The organism is Rhizobium ruizarguesonis, assembly GCF_017357285.1.
Classification (GTDB): domain Bacteria; phylum Pseudomonadota; class Alphaproteobacteria; order Rhizobiales; family Rhizobiaceae; genus Rhizobium; species Rhizobium ruizarguesonis.
In genome coordinates this window covers 475915-498772 of sequence record NZ_CP071679.1, presented here as the reverse complement: position 1 = coordinate 498772, position 22858 = coordinate 475915, and the positions used below count along the sequence as shown (strand labels likewise).

Below are 22858 nucleotides of genomic sequence, written 5' to 3'. Positions count from 1 at the left end.
CCCGAGATGGTCCAGGGCCGGCAGGACGAGCCGGCCCCGTCAAAACCCCTTACTGCTGCTCGTCGAAGGGCGGGTAGCCGGCGTTGTCCTCGATATCCTCGTCGATCTTCTTGGCAGCGGCCGTCAGCGCTTCCTGCGCGTCACCGCCGTTGAAGATCTTGTCGACGGCCTGCATGAAGGCCGAGGTGATCGTCGGATAGGCCGGGTGCGGCGGACGGGCGATCGCGGTCTTGGAAGCCTGCTCAAAGGCGATGGCGAGCGGACCGCCTTCCGCATAGAGCGGGGATTCGGCGGCGAAGCTTTTCAGGCCCGGATAGGCGGACTGGGTCTTGGCGTACTCCCGGTACTCCTTGTCCTTCAGCAGGAAGCTCAGAAACTTGCCGGCGATCTCAGGGTTTTCCGAGGTCGCGGAAATGCCCCAGATCCAGGTTCCGTTCGGGCTCACGCCCTTGTCGCCGATCTTCGGCAGCGGCATGACGACGATATTGTCCTTCATCGCTGCCGATGCCTCCGCGTAGAACCAGTGGCCGCCCATGGCGAGCGCGGCCGGCTGTCCCTCGGCGTAGAACTGGTTGGTGCCCGACGAAGTCGGTACGACCCAGCCCTTCTTCACCCAGTCCTGCATCATCGTCAGCGCCTTGACGCAGGCCTCGCCATCGAGCGTGCCGCTGGCCTTCCAAGTCTTGCGGTCGATCAGGTCGCAGCCGGCGCTTTCGAGCAGGGGGCCGTAGGCATAGGTGATCCACTCGGTCTTGATGCCGTAACCTCGGAAGGTGTCGATCGGCCACTTCACGCCTTCAAGCTTGGAAAGCTTTTCGAGATAGCCTTCGAATTCCTCGCGGGTCCAGGCATCGTCGACCGATTTCGGAATGCGGGCGCCAATGGCTTCAAGATATTTCTTATTGCCGTAGAGCACGACCGAGGAGTCGGTTAGGCCGATCGCATAGAGGTCCTTGTCGATCGGATAGGTGCCCTGGGCGATATTCGAATCCGTCATGTCATCGAGCAGGTCCTTGTCAATGAGCGGCTTGACGGCCTGCAGATAGCCGGACCAGACATAATTGGCGAGGAACGGAGCATCGAGTTCCATGATATCGGGCAACTGCTTGGCCATGACGGCGGCGCTGAACTTTTCGTTATAGGCATCGTGCGGCGCGTAGATCATCTCGATGTCGACATCGGGATTGGCGGCCTCGAAGCGGGCGGCAACGTCGCCATAGGCCTTTACCCAGCCGGGATCGCCCTGGTGCATAACGTGCATGACGGTCTTCGCCTCGGCAAAACCGGCGGTTGCGACCAGGGCGGCGGACGCTAGGAGTGCATAAAGTAAACGATTACCCATTGAAGTGCTCATTGATATTCTCCTCCTGTTAGACACTATTCGATGTTCAGACGGATGCCCGTTCGACCAGATGGAACGGCAGTTTCCGCAGATGCGGCGGTTCGGGCTGCTCGGCCAGGAGGATCTCCATGGCAAGGCGGCCCATGGCGCGGTGCGGCAGGGCCATCGTCGTCAACGGCGGGTCCAGCCGCGAGGCAAGCTCGACCTGGTTGTCGAAGCTTGCCACCGCGATATCATCCGGAATGCGAAGGCCGGCGCGGGCGAGCGCCGCATAGACTTCCATCGCCACGCGGTCATTGCCGCACAGGATGGCGTCCGGCCGTTGACCGGATTTCAGAAGCGCCTCCACATGAGAGGCAACAAGGCTTGGCGCGCGGTCGCTGTAGACGCTGCGGCGCACCGCCGGCAACACGCCGACGGGGTCGATGCCCCCCTCCTCAAGCGCCGCACGAAACCCCACCTCGCGCAGCGTGCCAGCGAGAATGCCCGGCAGGTTGATAAAGGCGATGCGCCGGCGGCCGGCGACGAGCAGATAATGCACGATCTCCCGCGCGCCGCCCTCTTCGTCCGGCACCAGCGCGGTGACGCGGCCGGCAGCCTCGCGGCAGTTGATCATGACGCCGACGGCGCCCGCCAACCTGTCCGACAGGGCGACATGCTTGTGATACATGGCGGCATAAGCAACGGCGCGCGGCCGGAACTGCTGCACCTCGTCGAGCACCGAGCCGATAGACTGGCCGCTTCTGTGGTTGACCGCAAAGACCGCCATGCCGGCGCTGCGGGCCGCCCCGTCGAGGCCACGCACGATCTCGGTGGCGAAGGGCGAAGTGATGAGGCCGTCGGAGACGACGCCGACCAGCGGCAGCCAGCCCTGACGAACGCCACGCGCCGCAAGGTTGGTCACGTAGCCGAGTTCTTCCGCAATGGCCTTGATCTTCTGGCGCGTATCGTCCGACATGCGGGCGGAGCCGCCGTGCAATGCGCCCGAAACCGTCTTTACCGAGACGCCCGCACGTTCCGCGATGTCAGAAAGCGAGACTGCCACGATCTTCACCATCCTCCTTGGGTTATCGATTACCCAATAGTGGCGGAAGACGCGTTTTGTCAAGCGGATTTTACGCGCACTGCTCGACGTTCCGCTGGCAATTGAGGGAGAACGCCAGCCTTTCTCGACGCGGTGCGCAAGTCGATGCGGCAGGTCGCCGCCCGCCTCCGGTAATCGAAAGGCTAACTTCGGTTCTCCAAGCGGTTTGTTTTGCGCCACTCTTCGTACTCTCCGCGGGCATCGTCATGCAGCGGATAGTAGCGCTGCAACGACCCGCCCTCCATAAGCTTCACTCGCGAGAACTCCTCCCAATCGTGATGCTTTTGCGACTCTTCGATTACCTTCGAGGCCATTGCGACTGGAAGCACCACCACCCCGTCGTCGTCGGCGACGATGATGTCGCCGGGGATGACCGTGACACCGCCGCAGGCAATCGGAACGTTGACGGCATTGGGATAGATGCTCGTCTGCACATGGTAATTGGGAGTCCAGCCGCGCAGCCATAGGGGGAGATCCAGCTTCTCGACATTGGGCCGATCGCGCATGCATCCGTCGATTACGATGCCAGCGCCGCCTCTGCCTTTGAAATACGTCGACATCATATCGCCAAAGACGCCCGAGCTCATGTCGCCGCGCGCGTCGACCACGACCACATCGCCCTCCTGCGCGTGATAGAGCACGTGCCGGTGCAACTGCGTCTCCGGATCGGCATATTCTCCCTCGGTGAAGAGGTCCGGCCGCTGCGGCATGAACTGGAGCGTCAGCGCCGGACCGACGATCGACTTCCCGCGGTTCTGCGGCACGGGACCGACCATGTGCGGATTGCGGAAGCCCATGTGGCCAAGCGTGCCGGCAACCGTCGCGGCGCCGATTTCCTTCAGTGCGTCGATCAGCTCTTTGGGCGGTCGCGTAATGTCGGGAGTATGGGTCATTTTAGACTCCGGTGGATGAAACTACCAGTTCGTAACAGAACCGTCGCGGCGCTTCAGGTGAGGCGCTTCCCAGAAACGAAAGCTCTCCGCCTTGACCGCCTCTTCATTGACCTCGACGCCGAGCCCCGGCAGATCGCTGACCGGATAGTCGGGGCCGTCGAGCCGTGGCTGCATGGGGAAGAAGTCGGAATTATCGAAGCCCAGCTTTGCTTCGGGCGCCCTGGTCTCGAGCCAAGCGAAATTCGGAACGGCGGCGGCGAGATGGATGGTCGCGGCCGTGCAGACTGGGCCGAGGGGATTGTGCGGCATCAGGTCCACATAGTGCGCCTCGCTCCAGCCAGCCACCTTCATCGCTTCGGTGAGCCCGCCAACATTGCAAACATCGAGCCGGTTGAACTGATGGATGCCGCGCTCGATATAGGGCAGGAATTGCCACTTGCTGGCAAATTCCTCGCCGATGGCGAACGGGATGTCGGTCATCGTGCGCAGGGATTCGTAGGCCTCCGGTGTCTCGTCCCGTATCGGCTCCTCGAGGAAATCAAGCACGCCACGGCCGAGCTTGTTGCAGAAGCTCGCCGCCTCTGCCACCGACAGCCGATGGTGATAGTCGATACCCAGGACGACGTCGTCGCCCAGCGCCTCGCGCGCCTTGTTTAGCATGCTTGCGGTAGTGCCGATCGATTCGCGCGGCTCAAAGATGTCCTTGCTGTTTTGCCCGATGGGAAAGAAGCGGATCGCCTGCCACCCCTGTGCGCGTAGTTCGCGGGCTCGTTCGATGGCAACATCGCCTTCGGCCTCGTCACCGGTCGAGGCGAAGGTAGGAATGCGGTCGCGCTGCTTGCCGCCCAGCAGGTCGTAGGCCGGCACCCCCAGCGCCTTGCCCTTGATGTCGTGAAGGGCAATGTCGATGGCGGAAATCGCCGCCTGCAGAACGCGCCCGCCTTCGAAGTATTGGCTGCGATAAACTTCCTGCCAGATCCGACCAATCTGCATCGCGTCTCGGCCGATGAGAAACTCGCGATAGTGCTCGATCGCGCCGGCCACGGCCTTCTCGCGACCGCTCAAGCCGCTCTCGCCCCAACCGAAGATGCCGTTGTCAGTCTCGACCTTGACCAGCATCTGGTTGCGCGTTCCTACCCATACCGGATAGGGCTTGATCGCCGTGATTTTAAGTTTCGTAGTCATCCACGCCCTCGTATCGCACACATCCGCTTGGTATCAGTTGGCCTTGAGGGCCATTTCTGTTTCGCCGTCGAACAGATGCATCCGCTCCTGATCGAACTCGAGCCAAATCTGTTCGTCGGGCGCGACGGCAATGGTCGGCGGCACGCTGACGTTGACGATGGCGCCGGAAAGAAACGCCTGGACGAAGGTGACGTCTCCGGTCGGCTCCACCGTGTAGGCCTTGGCCGGGACGCTTCCAGGCATCGCACTCTTGTGCAGCTTGATCGTCGAGTGACGTGCGCCGAGCACAACCTTCTTGGTTGTTGCCCTTGAGACCTTCTGAGCGTTTTCTGGCGAGAGCTCGAGGCGCCAGCCCTCCGCGCTGGTCAACACAGTGTTGCCGCTTGCCGTTGACGCCTCCAGCGGAACAAGGCTCATCGCCGGGCTGCCGACGAAGCTGGCGACGAACATGTTCACCGGATGGGCAAAGACCTGCGCCGGTGAATCGTATTGCTGCAGGTAGCCGCCGTTCATCACCGCCATCCTGTCGGCCATGGTCACGGCTTCGAGCTGGTCGTGCGTCACATAGATGATCGTTGCCTTGAGGTCCTGGTGGAAGCGCTTGATCTCTGAGCGCATCTGCACGCGCAGCTTCGCGTCGAGGTTGGAGAGTGGTTCATCCATCAGGAATACCGCCGGATCGCGAACGAGGGCACGGCCGAGCGCCACGCGCTGCTGTTGCCCGCCCGAAAGTTCGCGTGGCTTGCGCTCGAGCAACTGCGTCATGTCGAGCACTCGCGCTGCTTCCTTGACCTTCTTGTCGATCTCGTCCCTTGGCAGTTTGCGCATCTGCAGCGGGAACGCCAGATTTTTGTAGACCGATTTCTGCGGATAGAGTGCGTAGTTCTGGAACACCATTGCGATGTCCCGGTCCTTGGGGTCGAGGTCGTTGACCACCCGGTCGCCGATGACGATGTCGCCCGATGTGATGGGGATTAGCCCCGCTACCAGATTGAGCGTGGTCGTCTTGCCGCAGCCTGAAGGGCCGACGAGCGCAACGAATTCGCCGTCGTTGACCGTCAGCGAAACATTGTTGACAGCTTTGAAGCTGCCATAGGTCTTGACCAGATCTTTGAGGACCACGTGGGCCACCGGCAACTCCTCTAGTGCTTGACTGCGCCTTCTGTAAGGGCGCGTACGAAGTATCGTTGCAGGACGAGGAACAGGACCACGACGGGCACGCTCATCATAAAGCTGGCCGCCATCAGGCCCGGAAAGTCCGTCGTATTTTCCGAGAAAAAGCGCTGGATGCCGACCGGCAGTGTCAACTGGTCGTTCTTGGAGAGGAACGTGTAGGCGTAGATGTACTCGTTCCACGCGCCGATGAAGGCATAGATCGCCGTGGCGATGATTCCTGGCGCCGAGAGCGGCATCACGATCAGGACAAAGGCCTGGAACCGCGTCGCTCCGTCGATGCGCGCCGCCTGCTCGAGTTGCACCGGGATGTTGTCGTAGAAGCCCTTGAGGAGCCAGATCGCCAGCGGCAGGCCGAATGTGAGGTAGGTGAGGATGAGCGACGCATGCGTGTTCACCAGCCCGATCGCGCGCATCAGGATGAAGAGCGGCACGAGAAAGATCACGGCCGGGAACATGTTGCGAAGCAAGACGGCGAAGAACAGAAAGTTTCGGCCCGGGAAGGTGAAGCGCGAAAAAGCGTAGGCCGCAGGAACTGCCACGATGACCGAAAGGATGGTCGTGGCGGTGGAGACGAAAAGGCTGTTCCAGAAGAAGCGGAGGAAGTCCTGGCCAACGCTGTTTTGCGGATCGAGCAGCTTCTGGTAGCTGGCAAGGGTGGGTTGGTCAGGCCACCATTGCGGCGGGAATTGCATGGCCGCGAAGCCGGACTTGATCGAGGTGATCAGCATCCAGATCATCGGCAACGCGGTGTAAAGCAGCATGAACACGAGGAAGATGCGTCCGCCCCACCGCCATCCATCGATGCGCACACGGCGACGGGTCTTGCCTTGAGCAGCAGTCTCGGCAATCGTGCTCATGCGCTCCCATCCTTCCGCTCGTTACCGCTTAGCGCACGGACGTAGAAGTAGCCGAGCGACATCAGGATCAGGAACAGCAGCACCGAATAGGCCGATGCTACCCCCCAGCGCTGGCGGCCGAAGGCGAGCTCATAGATGTGGGTGATCCAGATATGCGATGCGTTCGACGGCCCGCCGCCGGTCATGATCCAAGGGATGATGAATGAATTGAAGTTGGCCACTGCCAGCAGAAGGATCGTCACCGTCGAGACGTTTCTCAAGTGCGGGAAGGTGACGTGCCAGAACCGCTGCCATGCATTGGCTCCGTCAACTTTTGCGGCGCGCAGCAACTGATCGGGAACCGTCTGCAGGCCAGCCATCATCATGATCATGGCAAACGGAAACTCCCGCCAGATATTGACGACGATCAGGGAGGGCAGCACTGTGCTGACGCTGTCGATGAAATTCGGCGGCCTGTCGGCCAATCCGAGGCCGACCAGCACCGCGCCGATAATCCCAAAGTCCGAATGGTAGATCCACTTCCAGATATAGGACGCGGCGACCGCGCTGATGACCCAGGGAATGATCAGGACGGCGCGCAGGATGCCACGGCCGACAAAGTCGCGATGGAGCGCCAGGGCGCTGGCAAACCCCAGGACAAATGAGATGAAAGTGGATCCCAGTGTCCAGATAAGAGTGTTCGTGGTGACTGTCCAGAACACCGGACTTGTGAGGATGGCGGTGTAGTTGCCGAGGCCGATGAAAGTCTTGTCCCGGAGCTGCAGGCCCGGCGGCGTATTGAAGAACGACAGCTCGATCGTATAATAGATCGGATAGGCTATGACGATGAGCATCACAGCGATCGCAGGAAGCACGTACGCGTAGTCAGCGCGATGCTCCCAAATTTTTCGCAGCACGCTGGACCCGTCGGGTTGCAGTCTTCGGCGAGCCTCGGCCTTGCCAGTCAAGATCGTCACTGTGCCCTGCCCTTATTCTTGGGAACAAACCGGCTGCAATCGAGGCGCAGCCGGTCAGATCGTCAGGCTTGGACTAGAGTCCGCCGTCCATCAGGTCTTTCACCTTCTTGGCTGCGTCATCCGCTGCTTGGTCGACCGTCATGGCTCCGGTGAGAGCATTCTGCAGCATGTCCGGGACGATGATGTTCATGATCTCGGGCGACTGTGGCAGCGCCGGGAACGGGATACCGTATGGCAGCATCGAAGTCGTGACATCAAGGAACTTGATATTGTCCAGACGTTCCTTCATCCATTTGGTCTTGAAGCCGTTAAGGTTTCCCGGGTTCGAGCCGGCATAGGCCATCTTCAGCGACCATTCGGGGCTCGTCCACATGCAGATGATAGCCTTTGCAGCCGGCTCGTCTACCTTGCCGCCCTCGACATATTCGGGCTTCAGGATGTGAATGTTGGAGCCGCCAAACACGACGGCACGCTTGCCGTCGGGGCCAGTCGGAATCAGACCGTAGCGCATGTTGTCGATGACGGTCTGCGCCTTGTCCTTGTCGGTACCCGTCGCCTTTTTCTGCAGGTCGAGCATGACGTTGTAGTCGGACGGGTGCGAGATCATCATGCCGAGCTGGCCAGCGAGGAAGAGGGGCTGGTTGTCGGCCTGCTGGTTGGTGAGCGCCGAAACCGGAACCGACTTGTCGCGAACATACATATCGTACGAGGCTTGCAGCGCCGCCTTGCTCTGCGGGCTATTGAGCTCGACCTTCTTATAGGTCGGGTTGGCGGTAGCTTCGTCGAAGACGCCGCCGCCATAGGCCCACAACTGCGGCATGAAGCGATACGGCGTATTGCCGGCATTCTTGCGAGCCACGAGGCCGTAACCGGCAATGCCGAGCTTGTCGTGGATCTGCTGGGAATCCTTGACGACGTCGTCCCAGGTTGCCGGAGCCTTGTCCGGATCGAGGCCTGCACGTTTGAAGATGTCGGCGTTCCAGATGAACGCCATCGTCTCGTTGTTGGTTGGAATGCCGTAGGTCACCCCGTCCCAGGTTACAGCCTTCATTGCGCCGGGCCAGAAATCCTCGGTCGAATACCCTACATCCTCGGGTTTGAGCGGCTGCAAATAGCCCTTTGAGGCGAACTCGGTGCCGCCCAGGATTTGCAGGCGGACCGCCATGGGCGCTGCATTGCCAAGGAGCGCGGTCCGGAACTTGTCCAGCAGGTCGTTATAGGTGAGGGCTTGTTCCTCAAGCTGGATGTTTGGATAGGTTTTGCGGAAGGTCTCGAAGAACTCCTTGTAATACTGGCGCAGGAGGTCGGGGTCGCCCTCGAAGACGCCCTGATACCAGAACGTCAGTCGCCCCTTGTAGTCGAGCGGGGTGACCTTGGCGCAATCGGCGGCCGTGTCAAAATCCTCTGTGCCGGCAATGGAGCGCACATATTGCGGCGACCACTTGCTCAAGTCGACCGGCGCACCCAGCGCGGACGCGGACATCAACGATACCATCAAAGCAGTGCAGACAGTGCCGCGCAGTACCGCACGGCCGAGTGAAATCCTCGTCATAAGGTATCCTCCAGGTTCTCCCATGCCGCTCTGCGTCGAGGCGAGCGGTCTTTGCTCCCCGGCCGTGGGACTTTCCACCTAATGTATCCCTTCGACCTAATCATACGTTTTCAGATTGAAGATTGTCTGTCAATCAAAGAAATCGTACATTGTTTATGGAAGCTTCGCATGATATCCGAGCAATATGTGTATTGATTGGGGACCGTCTTGGCCGGAACAAGCGATTTTAAAGCAATGCCACCCGAAGGGATCGACGCTATCGGGGCCTCCAGCGAGGGCGCCTCGCTTTATCAACTGATCAGGGAAGACATCATCGAAGGGCGGCTGGCTGCCAACGAGCGGCTTGTGGTCACCGACCTCGCCCGGCGCCACGGCACCTCAACCAACCCCGTGCGCGAGGCTCTGCAACTGTTGCGCGGGGAAGGCTTTGTCACCCTCGTTCCCAACCGCGGAGCGCGCGTGCGGCCCATAGATCAGGATTTTGTTCGGGACATCTATGAGATAGGAGTCTTGATCGAGCCGGCACTGACGCGATGGTTCGTGAATATGGCCACCGTCGAGGACATTGCTGAACTCGAACGCATCCAAGGCCTGATCGAAGACAACGACTTCGCCGACACGTTCAGGCACAGCGAGCTGGACACCGCCTTTCACACCGTAATGTACCAAAAACACTACAACCGCCATGCCGCCGAGCTTTGGTGGAAGCATCGCGAAGTGCTTCGAGCCGTGAGCCGGCGTTTCAACTTCACGCTCGCCCGGCGTGCCGCGATCATTAGCGAGCATCGCGAGCTCATCGCGCATGTCAAAGCGGGAAATGCGAACGAGGCAGCCGAGCTCATTGCACGCCACGTCGAGGGCTCCGGCCGGCACATCCTCGAACACATGCGCGCGCGTAACGCCGCTCGGGCAGGATAGAATAGATAGCCTGGAATATCGTTATCCCGACCATTTCAGTAAAGGCAGTTGAGATGAAAATCACCAGCGTCCGGCCGTGGCTAATCAGATCCGATGCTTCTTATTGGGGAGAGTATCTGTTCGTTGAGGTGACGACCGACGAGGGGGTGAGCGGCTGGGGAGAGATCACCACCACGACAAGGCTCGCCAATCGCGCCCTCTGCACGATCCTGCGGCAGATCGGTGCCGCTGTAACAGGCGAGGACCCGGCGCGTATCGAGTATCTGTGGCACAAGATATTCCGCAGCTTCACCTACATGGGCAGTCGCGGCGCCGCCGTCGAATGCGTAAGCGCCATCGACATCGCCCTTTGGGACATCCGAGGCAAAGTTCTTGGTCAGCCGATTTACGAGCTATTGGGCGGACCGGTCCGCGATGAAATCGCGCTCTACACCCATCCCAACCAAGCCAAGTTCACCAGCAAGGAGGCTGTAGTCCGGGAAATTCGAGACATCGTCGAGTCCGGCCACACTGCGCTCAAGTTCGATCCTTTCCCCCACCAGGGCCGCACCGCCGATGGACAGCCTCGCGAACAGCGGGACGGCTACCTCGATGGCAGCATGACCCGCAAGGATGAGCGCGAAGCCGCCGAACTCACGGCTCTGATCCGCGAAACGGCGGGCTCTGATGTCGACATCCTCATCGATGCGCATGGCCGGTTCGACGTTCCCACCGCCATTCGCCTTTGTCGGACCCTCGAGGAAGCTGGTCAGATCGACTGGTTCGAGGAGCCTTGTCCACCGGAGAGCCTCAACGCTCTCAAACAGGTCCGTGAGAAGGTCAGCGCCGCTATCTCATGGGGCGAGCGCGGCCACACGAAGTGGGATTTCGTGCCGGTGCTCGAAAACAGGCTCGCCGACTACATCATGCCTGATGTCACCTGGACCGGCGGCATTACCGAACTCAAGAAGATTTCTGCCCTATGCGAAGCCTACTACATCCCGGTCTCGCCGCATGACGCCGCAGGGCCGATCAACGTGGTTGCGGGAGCGCAGGTGATGATGACCGTTCCTAATTTCTACAAACTTGAAACGTCAGAGTGGAACCTGGGCAAATACGATCACCTCATCGACAGACCACTCGATGTTTCGAACGGCAGCCTCAAGCTTACGCCCAAGCCTGGTCTCGGCGTTGAAATGAACCGCGACTACCTTCAAAGCCACGAGATAGAGCTGGACTAGCTAGCAACGCTCTACGCCGCCGCAGCCGTGCACGGCGACGAGCCCAGCCGACCAGAACGAGGATAAATCATGCCAGAGGCAGATGGAGCCGACGAGGCGCTCAATCGGGTGAACACGCATTCCAAGCCGTCCGACCTTCGCATCACCGACATGCGGGTAGCCGAAATTGTCGGCGCGCCGTTCACCTCAGTGCTGCTCAAGATTTACACCAACCAGGGCATCGTCGGGCTTGGCGAGGTGCGCGACGGCGCCAGCGCCACCTACGCGCTGATGCTGAAGAGCCGGCTGCTTGGCGAGAACCCTTGCGACATCGACCGCCTGTTTCGCCGGATCAAGCAGTTCGGCGGGCACGGCCGACAAGGCGGCGGCGTATCGGCGGTCGAAATCGCGTTGTGGGATCTTGCCGGCAAGGCCTATGGCGTCCCCATCTACCAGATGCTCGGCGGCCGGTTTCGGGAGAAAGTGCGCGTCTACTGCGATACCGACGCCACGGTGCCGAGCGGCACCGAGACCGGCAGGCGCCTCAAGCAGCGCATGGAGCTTGGGTTCACCTTTCTCAAGATGGATCTGGGGCTGATGCAGATCGCGGATGTGCCCGGTGCGGTCGTGTCTCCTGCCGGCTCACTTGAAGGGTACCGCGACCACCCCGGCCGAGGCCCGCTGAAGACCATTGAAGAGCGGCGCGTCCGCAACGCTGCGTACGATTTGCATAATGTCCCGCACCCGTTTACCGGCCTCCACTTTTCCGACAAGGGCCTCGACTTCCTTGAGCAATACATTGCCGAGGTTCGTGAGGTCATCGGCATGGATATTCCGCTCGCCATCGACCACATCGGCCACATCTCAGTGCAGAACGGCATTCGCCTTGCCAGGCGAATTGAAAAATACGTGCCAGCCTGGCTCGAGGATGTGATCCCATGGCAGTATACCGAGCAGTACCGACAACTGCAGGACGCCACTACGGTGCCGATCTGCACCGGCGAGGACATATACCTCAAGGAGGGCTTCGAGCCTTTGCTCAAGAGCGGCGGCCTCTCCGTTATCCACCCAGACCTGCTCACCAGCGGCGGAATCCTCGAGACCAAAAAGATCGGAGATATAGCGCAGGACCATGGTGTCGCCATGGCCATCCACATGGCAGAAAGTCCAATCGCCGCCATGGCCGCGGCACATGTCGCGACCGCGGCTGAAAACTTCATGGCGCTCGAATACCACTCTGTCGATGTCGACTGGTGGGACGATATCGTCACCGGCCTTCCCAAGCCACTGGTGAAGGACGGCTTTATCACTGTTCCGGACAAGCCGGGCCTGGGGATTGACGACGTCGTCGACGAGGTGATCTCGCAGCATCTGCAGCCGGGTGTCACCGGCATTTGGCAGCCCACGGATCGCTGGGACGATGAGTATTCCTGGGATCGCACCTGGAGCTGAGGCAAAAGGAACGAAGATGAAGATCACCGACCTCCGCTGTGCCGTTATCGGCAAACACCCAATCGTCCGCATCGTGACGGACGAGGGCCTCCATGGCTTGGGTGAAGTCGAATTCACCAAGTCCTACCTCACGCCCTTTGTGCTGCATTTCCGCGAGGCGCTGATCGGCGAGGACCCGACTGACGTCGAGAGAGTTATGCTGAAGATCCGCCAACGCGGCTCTTTCAAGCCGTACGGCGCGGCGGTGAGCGCTATTGAGCATGCGCTGTGGGATATTGCTGGCAAGGCCGCGGGCGTGCCCGTCTATAAACTGCTCGGCGGCAAGGTGCGCGACAAGGTGCGCGTCTACAATGGCTCGATTCGCCAGAAACGCACGGGCGACCGGCCGGAGGACTACGCCGCTGACGTCAAGTGGATGATGGAGCAGCCGCAGAACTTCTTCATGGTCAAGCAAGGAATCTCGTTCCACTCCAACATGAAGGACACCATCGAGGACTTCCACTACGGCGTGACGCAGAAGAAGGCCGGCTATCACGGCGCCATGGATCAGGGCATGATCAGCGAGCGCGGTTTCAATCACATGCTCGACTGCGTGATCGCGATGAAGGAAGTGCTGGGCGACAAAGTCAGCCTGGCGCTCGACTGCGGCCCGGGCTGGATGCTGCCCGATGCGATCAAGTTCGCTCGCGCGGTCGAGAAGTACAATTTGATGTGGCTCGAGGACATGCTGACTGGCGACTACGTGCCGTGGGTCAATCCGCAGGCCTATCGGGAACTGACAACCTCCACCTCGACGCCAATCCACACTGGTGAGCAGATCTACCTGCGACACAATTTCAAGGAACTGATCGAGACGCAGGCGGTGCGCGTCATCGGCCCCGATCCAGCCGATATTGGCGGCATTGCCGAGCTCAAATGGGTCGCCGAGCACGCCTACATGCACTCGATCCTGATGGCACCGCACGGCACCGCTAACGGCCTGCTGGGGCTCGGCGCGTTGATCAATGTCTGCGCCACATTGCCGGCAAATTACATCGCGTTCGAATATCCGAGCGCCTCCGACCCCTGGTGGGAGGATCTGGTAATCGGCTTGCCGCCGCAGATCGTGAAGGACAGCATGGTGGACCTACTGGAAGCGCCGGGGCTGGGCCTCGATATCGACGCCGAAGCGGCCAAGAGATATCTCAGGGAAGAGGATGCGGGCTTCTTCGACTGAACCTCCCTCCACCTGCATGAGGTGAATCGTCTACGCAAATGACTGGGATGACACGCTTCGGGTCATGCAGCGCTCAGTAAGCCCCGCCGGTATGGGAAAGGAGATCGGGCTCCGCGCGGACTCTGCAGGCCCGCCGCCCGACGCCCTTGTAGGCCGACGTATCGAGATTGACCCCCGGAGGAGGGCCTCTTTTCCGTCTCGAGTTTCATCGGCGCATGCAATATGCGGCCGAGGGCGCATTTTCTGCGCCCTCGTCTTGTCACTCAGCCGATGGCCATGAGGCTTGCATTGCCGCCGGCAGCCGCGGTGTTGATCGACGTCGACACTTCCTCCAGCAACCAATTGAGGCAATAGGCTTCGGGATCGCTCGCCAATTCCTCGACCGTCGCGGCCTGGACCAGCAGAAGCGGACCGGGCAGGTGAGCGATCTTCTGATTGACGGCAAGAACCCTGTCGCGATCCCCTTCGACGAGGGCACCGGAGAACGGCCCGTCCTTTTCCCAATCCGATGTCCAGGAAATCCGGCCGGCGACAGCCGCCGGAAGGTCCGCCAGGACTGATTTCGATAGGGAACCCGCGTCCACGACGATGTGGTTGCCGGTCGATAGGGCTGCGGCGATCTGGCGGTGAAGCCCGCCCTCCGTCTGCGGCACGAGGAGAATACGACCGCGGGGATGGAGCGCGTAGAGATTGAGTTCGCCGACCGGACCGGTGAGTTCACGTTCGAGCCCGAGTGCCGAGCGGCTTGCATATCCACGCGCCACTTCCCCCTCGCCCGACAAGCCCTTCTTGTCGAGCCAGACGATGTAGTCACGAAGAGCGAGGTCCGTATGAACGGAGTCCTGCTGCGGCGGCACGGGCGCACGCTGCACCAGCCGGCCGATATAGAGCGGACCGCCGGCCTTCGGACCCGTTCCCGACAGGCCGCGGCCGCCGAATGGCTGCACGCCGACGACGGCGCCGATGATGTTGCGGTTGACGTAGAGGTTTCCGGCCTTGATCCGGCTGGTCACATGCGCGATCGTTTCATCAAGCCGGGTGTGAAGCCCGAATGTGAGACCATAACCCGATGCGTTGATGTCGTCGATCAGACGGTCGAGTCCGTTTCTCTTGAAGCGGATGACATGCAGAACCGGTCCGAAGACCTCCCTCGTCAGGTCCGACAGCGACTTGATTTCGATGATCGTCGGCGGAACGAACGTTCCCGCCGCCGCACTTTCGGGCAACGGCAGCTGATCCACCTTGCGGCCCAAGCCGCGCATATGCTCGATATGCTGGTCGATCTCCGTCTTTGCGCTATCGTTGATGACTGGGCCGACATCAATGCTCAGCCGATCGGTCCGGCCGATCGTCAGCTCGCGGAAGGCGCCCTTCAGCATATTGAGGGTCCTGTCGGCGACATCGTCCTGAAGGCAGAGAACCCGGAGCGCCGAGCAGCGCTGACCGGCGCTGTCGAAGGCAGACGCAATGACGTCGGCCACCACCTGCTCGGCCAATGCCGAGGAGTCGACGATCATGCCGTTCTGGCCACCGGTTTCGGCAATCAGCGGAATCGGCTTGCCGCCTGCTGACAGCCGTTCCGCCAGCTGCGCCTGGATCATGCGGGCAACTTCGGTCGACCCGGTAAACATGACGCCTGCAGTCTCCTCCGCCCCGACCATGCCGGCGCCGAGGCGGCCGCTGCCGGGCACGAACTGCAAGGCACCGACCGGCACGCCCGCCTCGTGAAGGATTTTCACACTCTCCGAAGCGATGATCGGCGTGACGCCGGCAGGTTTCGCAAGCACGGGATTGCCGGCCACCAACGCTGCGGCGACCTGTCCGGTGAAAATCGCCAGCGGGAAATTCCACGGGCTGATGCAGACGACCGGACCGAGGGGCGCATGCGAGGGGCCGAGGGTCTTGCGGGCCTGTTCGGCATAGTAGCGCAGGAAGTCGATCGCCTCACGCACTTCACCGACGGCATTAGCGGCAGATTTGCCGGCCTCGCGCATGACGATGCCCATCAGCACCTTGATGCGGGCCTGCATGATATCGGCCGCCCGCTCCAGGCAGGCGGCACGCTCGGCCGGCGGCACTGCGGCCCATTGCGGCGCGTGCTCCGCAGCCATGCGGACGATGCGCGCTGCCTCCTCGACCTTCACTTCGGTCACCGTGCCGACGACATCCCGGTGATCGGCAGGATTGAGAACATCGCGTGTCACCCCATCGGTAGAGCCGTCGGCAAGGAGGGGAAGCGCATGCCACGGGGCAGCAGCCGTAGAAGTGAGCGCCTCAGCCAAATCCGAAAGGGTGGCCTCGTTCGAGAGATCGAGACCATCGGAATTGGCCCGGGCGTTGCCGTAAAGAGCCTTTGGCGAGGCGATCTGCACGTGGGGCGTGCCAACGACAGGCATGGCCGCGACGATTTCGGCGGGATCGGCGATCAGCGCCTCGACCGAGACATTCGGATCGGAGATGCGGTGCACGAAGGAGGAATTGGCGCCATTTTCCAGAAGGCGTCGAACCAGATAGGCGAGCAGCGTCTCATGGGTTCCCACAGGCGCATAGATGCGGCAGGGCCGGTCCAGCTTTTCCTTCCCGACGACCTCGTCGTAGAGCGGTTCGCCCATGCCATGTAGGCATTGGAACTCGTATTTGCCGACGGTGAAATCAGGACCCGCCAGACGATAGATCGTGGCGAGCGTCTGCGCATTATGGGTGGCAAATTGCGGGAAGACCGCATCCGGAGCATCGAGCAGCTTGCGCGCGCAGGCGACGTAGGCGACATCGGTGTAGATCTTGCGAGTATAGACCGGATAGTCGTCGAGCCCGTCCAGCTGGGCGCGCTTGATCTCCGCATCCCAATAGGCGCCCTTGACGAGACGGACCATGATCCGGCGCCCGGAACGACGTGCCAGATCGATGATGTAGTCGAGGACGAAGGGGCAGCGCTTGCCATAGGCCTGCACGACGAAGCCAAGCCCACTCCATCCGGTCAGCTCCTGGGCAAAGCAAAGCTCCTCGAGGAGATCAAGCGAAAGCTCCAGCCGATCGGCCTCCTCGGCGTCGATATTGAGGCCGATATCATAGGTCTTGGCGAGAACGGCCAGCGCCTTGAGCTTCGGCAGCAGCTCGCTCATCACCCGGCCGGCCTGCGACCTCACGTAACGGGGATGCAGGGCCGAGAGCTTGATCGATATGCCCGGGCCGTCATAGATGCCGCGCCCGTCCGACGCCTTGCCGATGGCGTGGATCGCCTTTTCGTAATCCCGATAATAACGCTCGGCATCGGCGCCCGTCGTCGCGGCCTCGCCCAGCATGTCGTAGGAATAGCGGAAGCCGCGTGCTTCCAGTGGCCGGGCGCGCTTCAGCGCCTCCGCGATCGTTTCGCCGGTGACGAACTGCTCGCCCATCATGCGCATCGCCATATCGACGCCGCGACGGATGACCGGCTCGCCGGCGCGCGCGATCAGCCGCGTCAGCGCTGCCGACAGGCTTCGGTCGTTGACCGTCGAAGTCAGCTTGCCGGTAACGACGAGGCCCCAGGTGGCGGCGTTGACGAACATGGATTTTCCGCCGCCGATGTGGGAAGTCCAGTTGCCCTCGGCGATCTTGTCGCGGATCAGCGCGTCCCGCGTTTCGGTATCGGGAATGCGCAGCAGCGCTTCGGTGAGGCACATGAGCGCCACGCCTTCCTGGCTGGAGAGCGAATATTCCTGCACCAGCCCTTCGACACCGGTGCCCTTGTGCTTGGCGCGCAACGCTTCGATCAGGCTGCGGGCCGTGCTGCGGATATCATAGCGTTTTGCCTCGGAGACGCGCGCTGCTGCCACAAGAGGCGGCAGGCATTCGGTTTCCGGCCGGCGATAGGCTGCCGTGATGGCCTGGCGAAGTTGGGATTGCGGTCGGATCGGTGGGGCAAAGCCGGAGAACGGCGCGCCGTCGACGGCATCTTGGGAGGGCGTGGAGGGGGTCGCTGCGTTCAACATGGAAGTCCCTATTCAATCGATGTTTGGTCTAGCGGATAAATGGAACAGCGGGCTCATCGTCCCAATGCTCATCATCCGTGAAAGCGGGGCCGGAATATTCCGTCTCGTGCAGCGAGCGCGCATTCGGCTTGTCGCGCTTGAGGGTCAGTGCCGCCGCCACAGCCCTTATTGCCACCGGCCGGTAGTGAACGAGCAGGTCGGGTTTTTGGTCATCATCCGCTTCGTTGTCATGCATGTATGATCCCCCGTTTTGAAGTCGGCGCCGATACCGATCACAGCGCTCTTTCGCCCGGCACCTAATCTATCACAGCCACAAATCGCGATCTCACTTGATTTTTACAGTTTCTAGGCCGTATGAACTTATTAATGCGTCATCGAGAGTTCAAATGGCCACAGAAACTGACATCTTTAGTGAATTGGACCAGTTCGACAGAAAAATCCTCGCCGCACTCGCCGAGGACGGAAGGCTGTCGATCACCGATCTGGCTACGCGTGTCGGATTGTCGAAGACGCCATGCCAGATCCGCTTCAAAAGGCTGATCAGCGAAGGATACATCGAAGGCTTTAAGGCCATCCTCAATCCGTCGAAAATGCAGCTCGACCACATTGCTTTCGTCGAAGTGAAACTCTCCGATACCCGCGAGCATGCGCTGAAAAGCTTCAACGATGCCATCAAGAAGATCGGGGAAGTCGAAGAGTGCCATATGATTGCAGGCAGGTTCGACTATCTCTTAAAGATCCGCACCCGCGATATCGGCCGCTACCGTCGGGTTCTGGGCGAGCGCATCTCGACACTGCCCCATGTTGCCAGCACATCGACGAACGTCGCGATGGAAACGGTCAAGGAAGGCTGGGACAAGTCCGGTTCGAGTTTTTCGTGAATGTGATCCTTGGGATGACCACCTGCCGGTGAGTTGCCGCAGAATCCAAAATGCGCGCCGACCGAGCTGCGCATAATCCGTCCAATTTGCCGCCGGACGAGCTGCGATATATTCATTGTCGTCGGCCATCGCGCCAAAGCGGTTGCAGCAAGGGTAGCAATCGCTCCCCAGGCAGTTCAGCCATCTCTGGCTTTCCGACCGCGTGCGCTCGGTTTCACCGGCACACTCTTGCCGTACTCATTCCACCATGCCGTCAAGGCTTCCATGGTGGGGCCGAGGCCCCGCGCTTTTTTCGTGATCTCATATTCGACGCGCGGAGGAACCTCCGCAAAGATGGTGCGGGACACGAGGCCGTCTGCTTCGAGCTCGCGGAGTTGCACCGTCAGCATGTGTTGGGTGATGCCTGGAATAGCCTTTCTCAGTTCGCCAAACCGGTGGACCCGCTGATGGAGCAGCCACATGATTTCCAGCTTCCATTTGCCGGAGAGCAGCGCGAATGCGCGACGCATCTCCTCATGCATATTGATTTCGCCATCGGCCATAGTCTGGTTTTCCATACTAGCTGCAAGTAATTCATCCTACTTGCAAAGATAGATCTTAGACGACATTTTCCATCCGTGCATCAGGGGCGCAGTAAAAGGAGCGCCTCTCGCATAGAAACCGACAGACTCGACGAGAGGAATGTTGCTGCGTGGGCAGCGACAGGGATGAACCTATGCTTGAATTTTACGGATACTGGATCAGCACGGCACTTCTATCCGTGCTCTACCTCGCTTCAGCCTACATGTATGCCACAAAGAAACAGTGGGTTCGTGAGGCGCTGACGGAACTCGGATACAGCGCGAACAACCTCGTTCCGTTCATGATCATTGCTAAGGTCCTCGGCCCGGTTGCGATCCTTTCGCGCGTCAGCGTGCCGCTCAGCGATCTCGCCTATGCCGGCATCTTCTTTCACCTGCTGCTATCGGGTCTCGCGCATATCGGCGTTCGAAAACCTGTCGGCGCTCTGCCAGCGGCGATCGGCCTGGCGCTGCTGATCACGTCGTTCATGACGCAGAACGACGCCCGCGACCTCCCTTCCCCTTACATCAAGGCCGCCGCCCTCTGACGCCTCGAAGATTCCCAAGCCTTATCAAATGGAGATACACATGGGTCGACTCAATGGAAAAGTTGCCGTTATCACCGGCGCAAGCCGCGGCATTGGCCGCGCCACCGCAAAGCTGTTTGCGGCCGAAGGCGCGAAGGTCGCAATTCTTTCTCGGACATCCGAAGGCGTCGATCGCGTTGTCGCGGATATCGTCGAAGCGGGCGGCAACGCGCTCGGCGTCGTCTGCGACGTCGGTGAAGCCGATCAGATCACGGCCGCGGTGGACAAGGTTGTCGCTGCATACGGCCGCATCGACATTCTCGTGAACAATGCTTTCGATGGTTCTGCGGTCTTGTCTTCGGTCATCGACCTTTCGCTCGAGCAACTGCAACGGAACTTCGACACCGGGCCGATCGCATATCTACGCTTCATGCAGGCTTGCTATCCTCACCTTAGAGAAGGCGGAGCAGGGCGGATCATCAATTTCGGTTCGATGGCCGGCACCGTGGGGTTGGCTGGTTACGGTCCGTACAACATGGCCAAGGAGGCGGTGCGCGCGCTGACTCGCACGGCCGCACGCGAATGGGGTGCCGACAACATCACCGTAAACAACGTTCTGCCGGTCGCGGACACCTGGGGTGCTGCGGTAAAGGACGTTCCTCCCCCGACGAACGCCCTCGCTCGTTTCGGCTCGCCGGAAGACGACATTGCCCCGGTGGTGCTGTTCCTGGCCAGCAAGGATTCCCAATTCATTACGGGATACAGCCTTACCCCAGATGGCGGCGCAATCATCGACAGCGCACGGTAACAGCCTTCGGCAACCGTCGATGAGCAAGGGGCGCAGCGTGTTGCGCCCCGTTGTCCGGCAGAGCCTCCCGACATGAGTGTTGGTTACCGATGCCGGTAGCGAAAGGCTTCGACGAAGGCGGAGAAAGCAGGGGATGGATGGCGCCGGCTGGGGTAGTAGAGATGATAGCCTTGGAATGTTGGCGCCCAATCCGCCAGCACTTCGTTCAGTTGACCGCTGTCACAATATTGCCGGACGAGGTCCCTCGGCACATAAGACAGCCCCGCGCCATCGAGAGCGGCATTGATCGCCGGCCCTATGTTGCTCATCACGAGCTGGCCTTCCACACGAACGCTGAACTCGCGGCCATCCTTTTCAAACTCCCAGGCATAGAGAGCGCCTGACGTCGGAAGACGCAGGTTGACGCAATTGTGGTCCGTCAAGTCATGCGGGGTCGAAGGCACAGTGCGGGCCGCAAAATATTCGGGTGATCCGACCACGGCGTAAGAGATATCGGGTCCAATGCGAACGGCCACCATGTCGCGCGCAATCGCTTCGCCGAGCCGCACGCCGGCATCGAATTGGCGCTCCACGATATTTGTGAAACCGTTGTCGATGATGAGTTCCACCGTGATATCGGGGTAATCCCGTAGAAATGCCGGAAGCCTCGAACGGAAGACCAGCTCCACGGCATCATCGGGACATACGAGGCGGACTGTGCCCGAAGGTTTGTCGCGCAGCGCGCCGAGGGCACTGATCCCGGCGGCGATGCTCTCGAAATGCGGCTGGATAGTTTCCATGAGCCGGGCACCGGCCGCCGTGGGAGCCACGTCACGCGTCGTGCGGGAGAGAAGCCGGACGCCGAGCCGGGCTTCGAGCGCGCTGATCGTATGGCTCAGCGCCGAGCGCGTGACTCCCAACTTTGATGCAGCGCGGGTGAAACTCCGCTCCTGAGCCACCTCCAGAAACGCACGCATTTCCGTGAACTCGTCGCGCCGCATTGTTGAATCTCCTTCATCACGACGTTCAGATTATAGCTTCTAGTCGCGCAAAACCAGCCCGGCTATCTATCTGGCACCGGACAGGAGAACGTGAATGACCGTCGAGTTGACATTGAATGAGACCTCACTGACGGACGACACGGCGACCTCATGGTCTGCTGTGACCTGTCTCTCGCTTCTCACTTTCCTTCTGGTGGGGTTGGAATTTCTCCCTGTGAGCCTTTTGACCCCGATCGCCGCGGACCTCTCTGTGTCAGAGGGGCAGGCCGGATTGGCGATCACCGTGTCGGGAGTCTTCGCGGTTATCACCAGCCTTTTCGGCAATGCCTTCCTGGCGAGGATCGACCGGAAGGCTGTCGTCCTGCTTTATACGGCGGTTCTTGTTGCATCGAGCTTGGCGGTTGCCCTCGCACCCAACTTCCCTGTCTTTCTCGTCGGGCGGTCCCTGGTCGGCGTTTCGATCGGCGGCTTCTGGTCGCTGTCGACGGCTATTCTGGCACGCCTGGCTTCGGGCCGTGACCTGCCCAAGGCCATTGCGCTTCTTCAAGGTGGCACCGCATTCGCACTCGTCCTTGCCGCGCCGCTCGGCAGTTTTCTTGGCGGGTTGATCGGATGGCGCGGAACCTTCTTCATCACGGTGCCGATCGGAATTGCAGCGCTCGTCTGGCAACTGGTCGTCCTGCCGAGGATGCCGGCGACGTCAATCGTCTCGGTGGCCAGAATATTAGGGCTGCTGCGCAATCGCACATTCGCGATCGGAATGGCGGCGACCGCTCTCGCCTTCATCGGCCAGAACGCGCTGTCCATTTACCTTCGTCCGTTCCTCGAAGGCGTCACCGGACTGCAATTGAATGTTCTGTCCATGGTGCTTCTCGGCCTTGGCGTCGGTGGACTGGCTGGAACCTCCGTCATTGGCTTAGTCGCCCGGCGCCATCTCCTGCTCGTTCTAGCAGGACTGCCGGCTGCTCTTGCGGTCCTTGCCCTGCTGCTGATCGCTCTCGGGCCGTTCGCGGCGGTTACGGCATCCCTGCTCGTCATGTGGGGATTTTTCTCAACCCCGCTTCCGGTCGCCTGGAACACCTGGATGGCCGCTATCGTTCCCGGTGAATTGGAAGCGGCAGGTGGACTGCAGGTGGCGCTGATCCAACTCGCCATTGCAGGCGGTGCTTTCGCTGGCGGCATGCTGTTCGACACCGCGGGATGGTGGAGCCCCTTCCTTCTGGCCGCCTGCCTTCTCGCCGGTTCGGCTGTCCTCGCCGCACTCCCCGGTCGCCGTTCCTGAACCTTCAGAAACCTCACAA

The 22858-nt window shown here is 60.8% G+C and carries 20 protein-coding genes; 8 read left to right on the top strand and 12 right to left on the bottom strand.

Annotated elements, in window-relative coordinates; genetic code table 11:
* Positions 1-49 precede the first annotated feature (49 nt).
* The 8 genes from J3P73_RS26835 to J3P73_RS26800 form a co-directional block, all read right to left on the bottom strand.
* On the bottom strand, positions 50-1342 hold the full coding sequence (locus J3P73_RS26835) for an ABC transporter substrate-binding protein (RefSeq protein WP_165419643.1): 1293 nt from the start codon (positions 1340-1342) through the stop codon (positions 50-52).
* A 46-nt stretch (positions 1343-1388) separates the two neighbouring features.
* A complete protein-coding gene (locus tag J3P73_RS26830; protein WP_018069657.1) occupies positions 1389-2399 on the bottom strand; it encodes a LacI family DNA-binding transcriptional regulator in 1011 nt (336 codons plus the stop codon).
* A 170-nt stretch (positions 2400-2569) separates the two neighbouring features.
* Positions 2570-3319: a ribonuclease activity regulator RraA gene (locus J3P73_RS26825; protein WP_130687308.1), complete on the bottom strand. Its 750-nt coding sequence runs from the start codon at positions 3317-3319 to the stop codon at positions 2570-2572.
* A 21-nt stretch (positions 3320-3340) separates the two neighbouring features.
* Positions 3341-4504, bottom strand: coding sequence for a mandelate racemase/muconate lactonizing enzyme family protein (locus J3P73_RS26820; protein ID WP_130687309.1), 1164 nt, complete (start codon positions 4502-4504; stop codon positions 3341-3343).
* A gap of 33 nt (positions 4505-4537) precedes the next feature.
* On the bottom strand, positions 4538-5635 hold the full coding sequence (locus J3P73_RS26815) for an ABC transporter ATP-binding protein (RefSeq protein WP_024322992.1): 1098 nt from the start codon (positions 5633-5635) through the stop codon (positions 4538-4540).
* An 11-nt stretch (positions 5636-5646) separates the two neighbouring features.
* Positions 5647-6537 carry a carbohydrate ABC transporter permease gene (locus J3P73_RS26810; protein WP_130687310.1) on the bottom strand — a complete coding sequence of 297 codons (891 nt, stop codon included), beginning with the start codon at positions 6535-6537 and terminating at the stop codon, positions 5647-5649.
* The gene (locus tag J3P73_RS26805; protein WP_130687311.1) at positions 6534-7493 is read right to left on the bottom strand and encodes a carbohydrate ABC transporter permease; all 960 of its coding nucleotides are present in this window, start codon (positions 7491-7493) and stop codon (positions 6534-6536) included. Before J3P73_RS26805 ends, J3P73_RS26810 begins: the two co-directional genes overlap by 4 nt.
* 73 nt (positions 7494-7566) lie before the next feature.
* Complete coding sequence (locus J3P73_RS26800) at positions 7567-9045, bottom strand: ABC transporter substrate-binding protein (RefSeq protein WP_018494267.1); 1479 nt, start codon at positions 9043-9045, stop codon at positions 7567-7569.
* A gap of 207 nt (positions 9046-9252) precedes the next feature.
* Here J3P73_RS26800 and J3P73_RS26795 point away from each other — a divergent pair, with 207 nt between their 5' ends.
* The 4 genes from J3P73_RS26795 (at position 9253) to J3P73_RS26780 (ending at position 13830) form a co-directional block, all read left to right on the top strand.
* Positions 9253-9963 carry a GntR family transcriptional regulator gene (locus J3P73_RS26795; protein WP_130687312.1) on the top strand — a complete coding sequence of 237 codons (711 nt, stop codon included), beginning with the start codon at positions 9253-9255 and terminating at the stop codon, positions 9961-9963.
* Positions 9964-10016: 53 nt separating this feature from the next.
* The gene (locus J3P73_RS26790) at positions 10017-11183 is read left to right on the top strand and encodes a mandelate racemase/muconate lactonizing enzyme family protein (protein ID WP_130687313.1); all 1167 of its coding nucleotides are present in this window, start codon (positions 10017-10019) and stop codon (positions 11181-11183) included.
* A 69-nt stretch (positions 11184-11252) separates the two neighbouring features.
* Positions 11253-12614, top strand: coding sequence for a mandelate racemase/muconate lactonizing enzyme family protein (locus tag J3P73_RS26785; RefSeq protein ID WP_130687314.1), 1362 nt, complete (start codon positions 11253-11255; stop codon positions 12612-12614).
* A gap of 16 nt (positions 12615-12630) precedes the next feature.
* Positions 12631-13830 carry a mandelate racemase/muconate lactonizing enzyme family protein gene (locus J3P73_RS26780; RefSeq protein WP_130687315.1) on the top strand — a complete coding sequence of 400 codons (1200 nt, stop codon included), beginning with the start codon at positions 12631-12633 and terminating at the stop codon, positions 13828-13830.
* A gap of 263 nt (positions 13831-14093) precedes the next feature.
* Here J3P73_RS26780 and putA read toward each other — a convergent pair whose 3' ends face one another.
* Together putA and J3P73_RS26770 are read right to left on the bottom strand one after the other, a co-directional pair.
* The gene (gene putA / locus J3P73_RS26775; RefSeq protein WP_207580020.1) at positions 14094-17801 is read right to left on the bottom strand and encodes a trifunctional transcriptional regulator/proline dehydrogenase/L-glutamate gamma-semialdehyde dehydrogenase; all 3708 of its coding nucleotides are present in this window, start codon (positions 17799-17801) and stop codon (positions 14094-14096) included.
* Between the two features lie 28 nt (positions 17802-17829).
* Positions 17830-18036, bottom strand: a complete 207-nt coding sequence (locus J3P73_RS26770) for a hypothetical protein (protein WP_018480226.1) — start codon at positions 18034-18036, stop codon at positions 17830-17832.
* 151 nt (positions 18037-18187) lie between these two features.
* On the opposite strand from J3P73_RS26770, the gene J3P73_RS26765 reads away from it, so the two are divergent.
* Positions 18188-18682 carry an Lrp/AsnC family transcriptional regulator gene (locus tag J3P73_RS26765; RefSeq protein WP_018480227.1) on the top strand — a complete coding sequence of 165 codons (495 nt, stop codon included), beginning with the start codon at positions 18188-18190 and terminating at the stop codon, positions 18680-18682.
* A 176-nt stretch (positions 18683-18858) separates the two neighbouring features.
* Here J3P73_RS26765 and J3P73_RS26760 read toward each other — a convergent pair whose 3' ends face one another.
* Complete coding sequence (locus J3P73_RS26760; protein ID WP_018069644.1) at positions 18859-19239, bottom strand: winged helix-turn-helix transcriptional regulator; 381 nt, start codon at positions 19237-19239, stop codon at positions 18859-18861.
* Positions 19240-19397: 158 nt separating this feature from the next.
* Here J3P73_RS26760 and J3P73_RS26755 point away from each other — a divergent pair, with 158 nt between their 5' ends.
* Entirely contained in the window at positions 19398-19790 is a 393-nt protein-coding gene (locus J3P73_RS26755; protein ID WP_130687317.1) for a DoxX family protein, read from the top strand.
* Between the two features lie 40 nt (positions 19791-19830).
* Complete coding sequence (locus J3P73_RS26750; protein WP_130687318.1) at positions 19831-20577, top strand: SDR family NAD(P)-dependent oxidoreductase; 747 nt, start codon at positions 19831-19833, stop codon at positions 20575-20577.
* Positions 20578-20660: 83 nt separating this feature from the next.
* Here the strand turns inward: J3P73_RS26750 and J3P73_RS26745 are convergent, their stop codons facing one another.
* A complete protein-coding gene (locus tag J3P73_RS26745; RefSeq protein ID WP_130687319.1) occupies positions 20661-21557 on the bottom strand; it encodes a LysR family transcriptional regulator in 897 nt (298 codons plus the stop codon).
* Positions 21558-21651: 94 nt separating this feature from the next.
* Here J3P73_RS26745 and J3P73_RS26740 point away from each other — a divergent pair, with 94 nt between their 5' ends.
* The gene (locus J3P73_RS26740) at positions 21652-22839 is read left to right on the top strand and encodes an MFS transporter (RefSeq protein WP_207580019.1); all 1188 of its coding nucleotides are present in this window, start codon (positions 21652-21654) and stop codon (positions 22837-22839) included.
* The last annotated feature ends 19 nt before the right edge of the window (positions 22840-22858 follow it).

What these genes read in the sequence shown, in the direction of transcription:
- J3P73_RS26835 (WP_165419643.1), bottom strand. Translation starts at nt 1,342, where the DNA reads ATGGGTAATCGTTTACTTTATGCACTCCTAGCGTCCGCCGCCCTGGTC.
- J3P73_RS26830 (WP_018069657.1), bottom strand. Translation starts at nt 2,399, where the DNA reads ATGGTGAAGATCGTGGCAGTCTCGCTTTCTGACATCGCGGAACGTGCG.
- J3P73_RS26825 (WP_130687308.1), bottom strand. Translation starts at nt 3,319, where the DNA reads ATGACCCATACTCCCGACATTACGCGACCGCCCAAAGAGCTGATCGAC.
- J3P73_RS26820 (WP_130687309.1), bottom strand. Translation starts at nt 4,504, where the DNA reads ATGACTACGAAACTTAAAATCACGGCGATCAAGCCCTATCCGGTATGG.
- J3P73_RS26810 (WP_130687310.1), bottom strand. Translation starts at nt 6,537, where the DNA reads ATGAGCACGATTGCCGAGACTGCTGCTCAAGGCAAGACCCGTCGCCGT.
- J3P73_RS26800 (WP_018494267.1), bottom strand. Translation starts at nt 9,045, where the DNA reads ATGACGAGGATTTCACTCGGCCGTGCGGTACTGCGCGGCACTGTCTGC.
- J3P73_RS26790 (WP_130687313.1), top strand. Translation starts at nt 10,017, where the DNA reads ATGAAAATCACCAGCGTCCGGCCGTGGCTAATCAGATCCGATGCTTCT.
- J3P73_RS26785 (WP_130687314.1), top strand. Translation starts at nt 11,253, where the DNA reads ATGCCAGAGGCAGATGGAGCCGACGAGGCGCTCAATCGGGTGAACACG.
- J3P73_RS26780 (WP_130687315.1), top strand. Translation starts at nt 12,631, where the DNA reads ATGAAGATCACCGACCTCCGCTGTGCCGTTATCGGCAAACACCCAATC.
- putA (WP_207580020.1), bottom strand. Translation starts at nt 17,801, where the DNA reads ATGTTGAACGCAGCGACCCCCTCCACGCCCTCCCAAGATGCCGTCGAC.
- J3P73_RS26770 (WP_018480226.1), bottom strand. Translation starts at nt 18,036, where the DNA reads ATGCATGACAACGAAGCGGATGATGACCAAAAACCCGACCTGCTCGTT.
- J3P73_RS26765 (WP_018480227.1), top strand. Translation starts at nt 18,188, where the DNA reads ATGGCCACAGAAACTGACATCTTTAGTGAATTGGACCAGTTCGACAGA.
- J3P73_RS26760 (WP_018069644.1), bottom strand. Translation starts at nt 19,239, where the DNA reads ATGGAAAACCAGACTATGGCCGATGGCGAAATCAATATGCATGAGGAG.
- J3P73_RS26755 (WP_130687317.1), top strand. Translation starts at nt 19,398, where the DNA reads ATGCTTGAATTTTACGGATACTGGATCAGCACGGCACTTCTATCCGTG.
- J3P73_RS26750 (WP_130687318.1), top strand. Translation starts at nt 19,831, where the DNA reads ATGGGTCGACTCAATGGAAAAGTTGCCGTTATCACCGGCGCAAGCCGC.
- J3P73_RS26745 (WP_130687319.1), bottom strand. Translation starts at nt 21,557, where the DNA reads ATGCGGCGCGACGAGTTCACGGAAATGCGTGCGTTTCTGGAGGTGGCT.
- J3P73_RS26740 (WP_207580019.1), top strand. Translation starts at nt 21,652, where the DNA reads ATGACCGTCGAGTTGACATTGAATGAGACCTCACTGACGGACGACACG.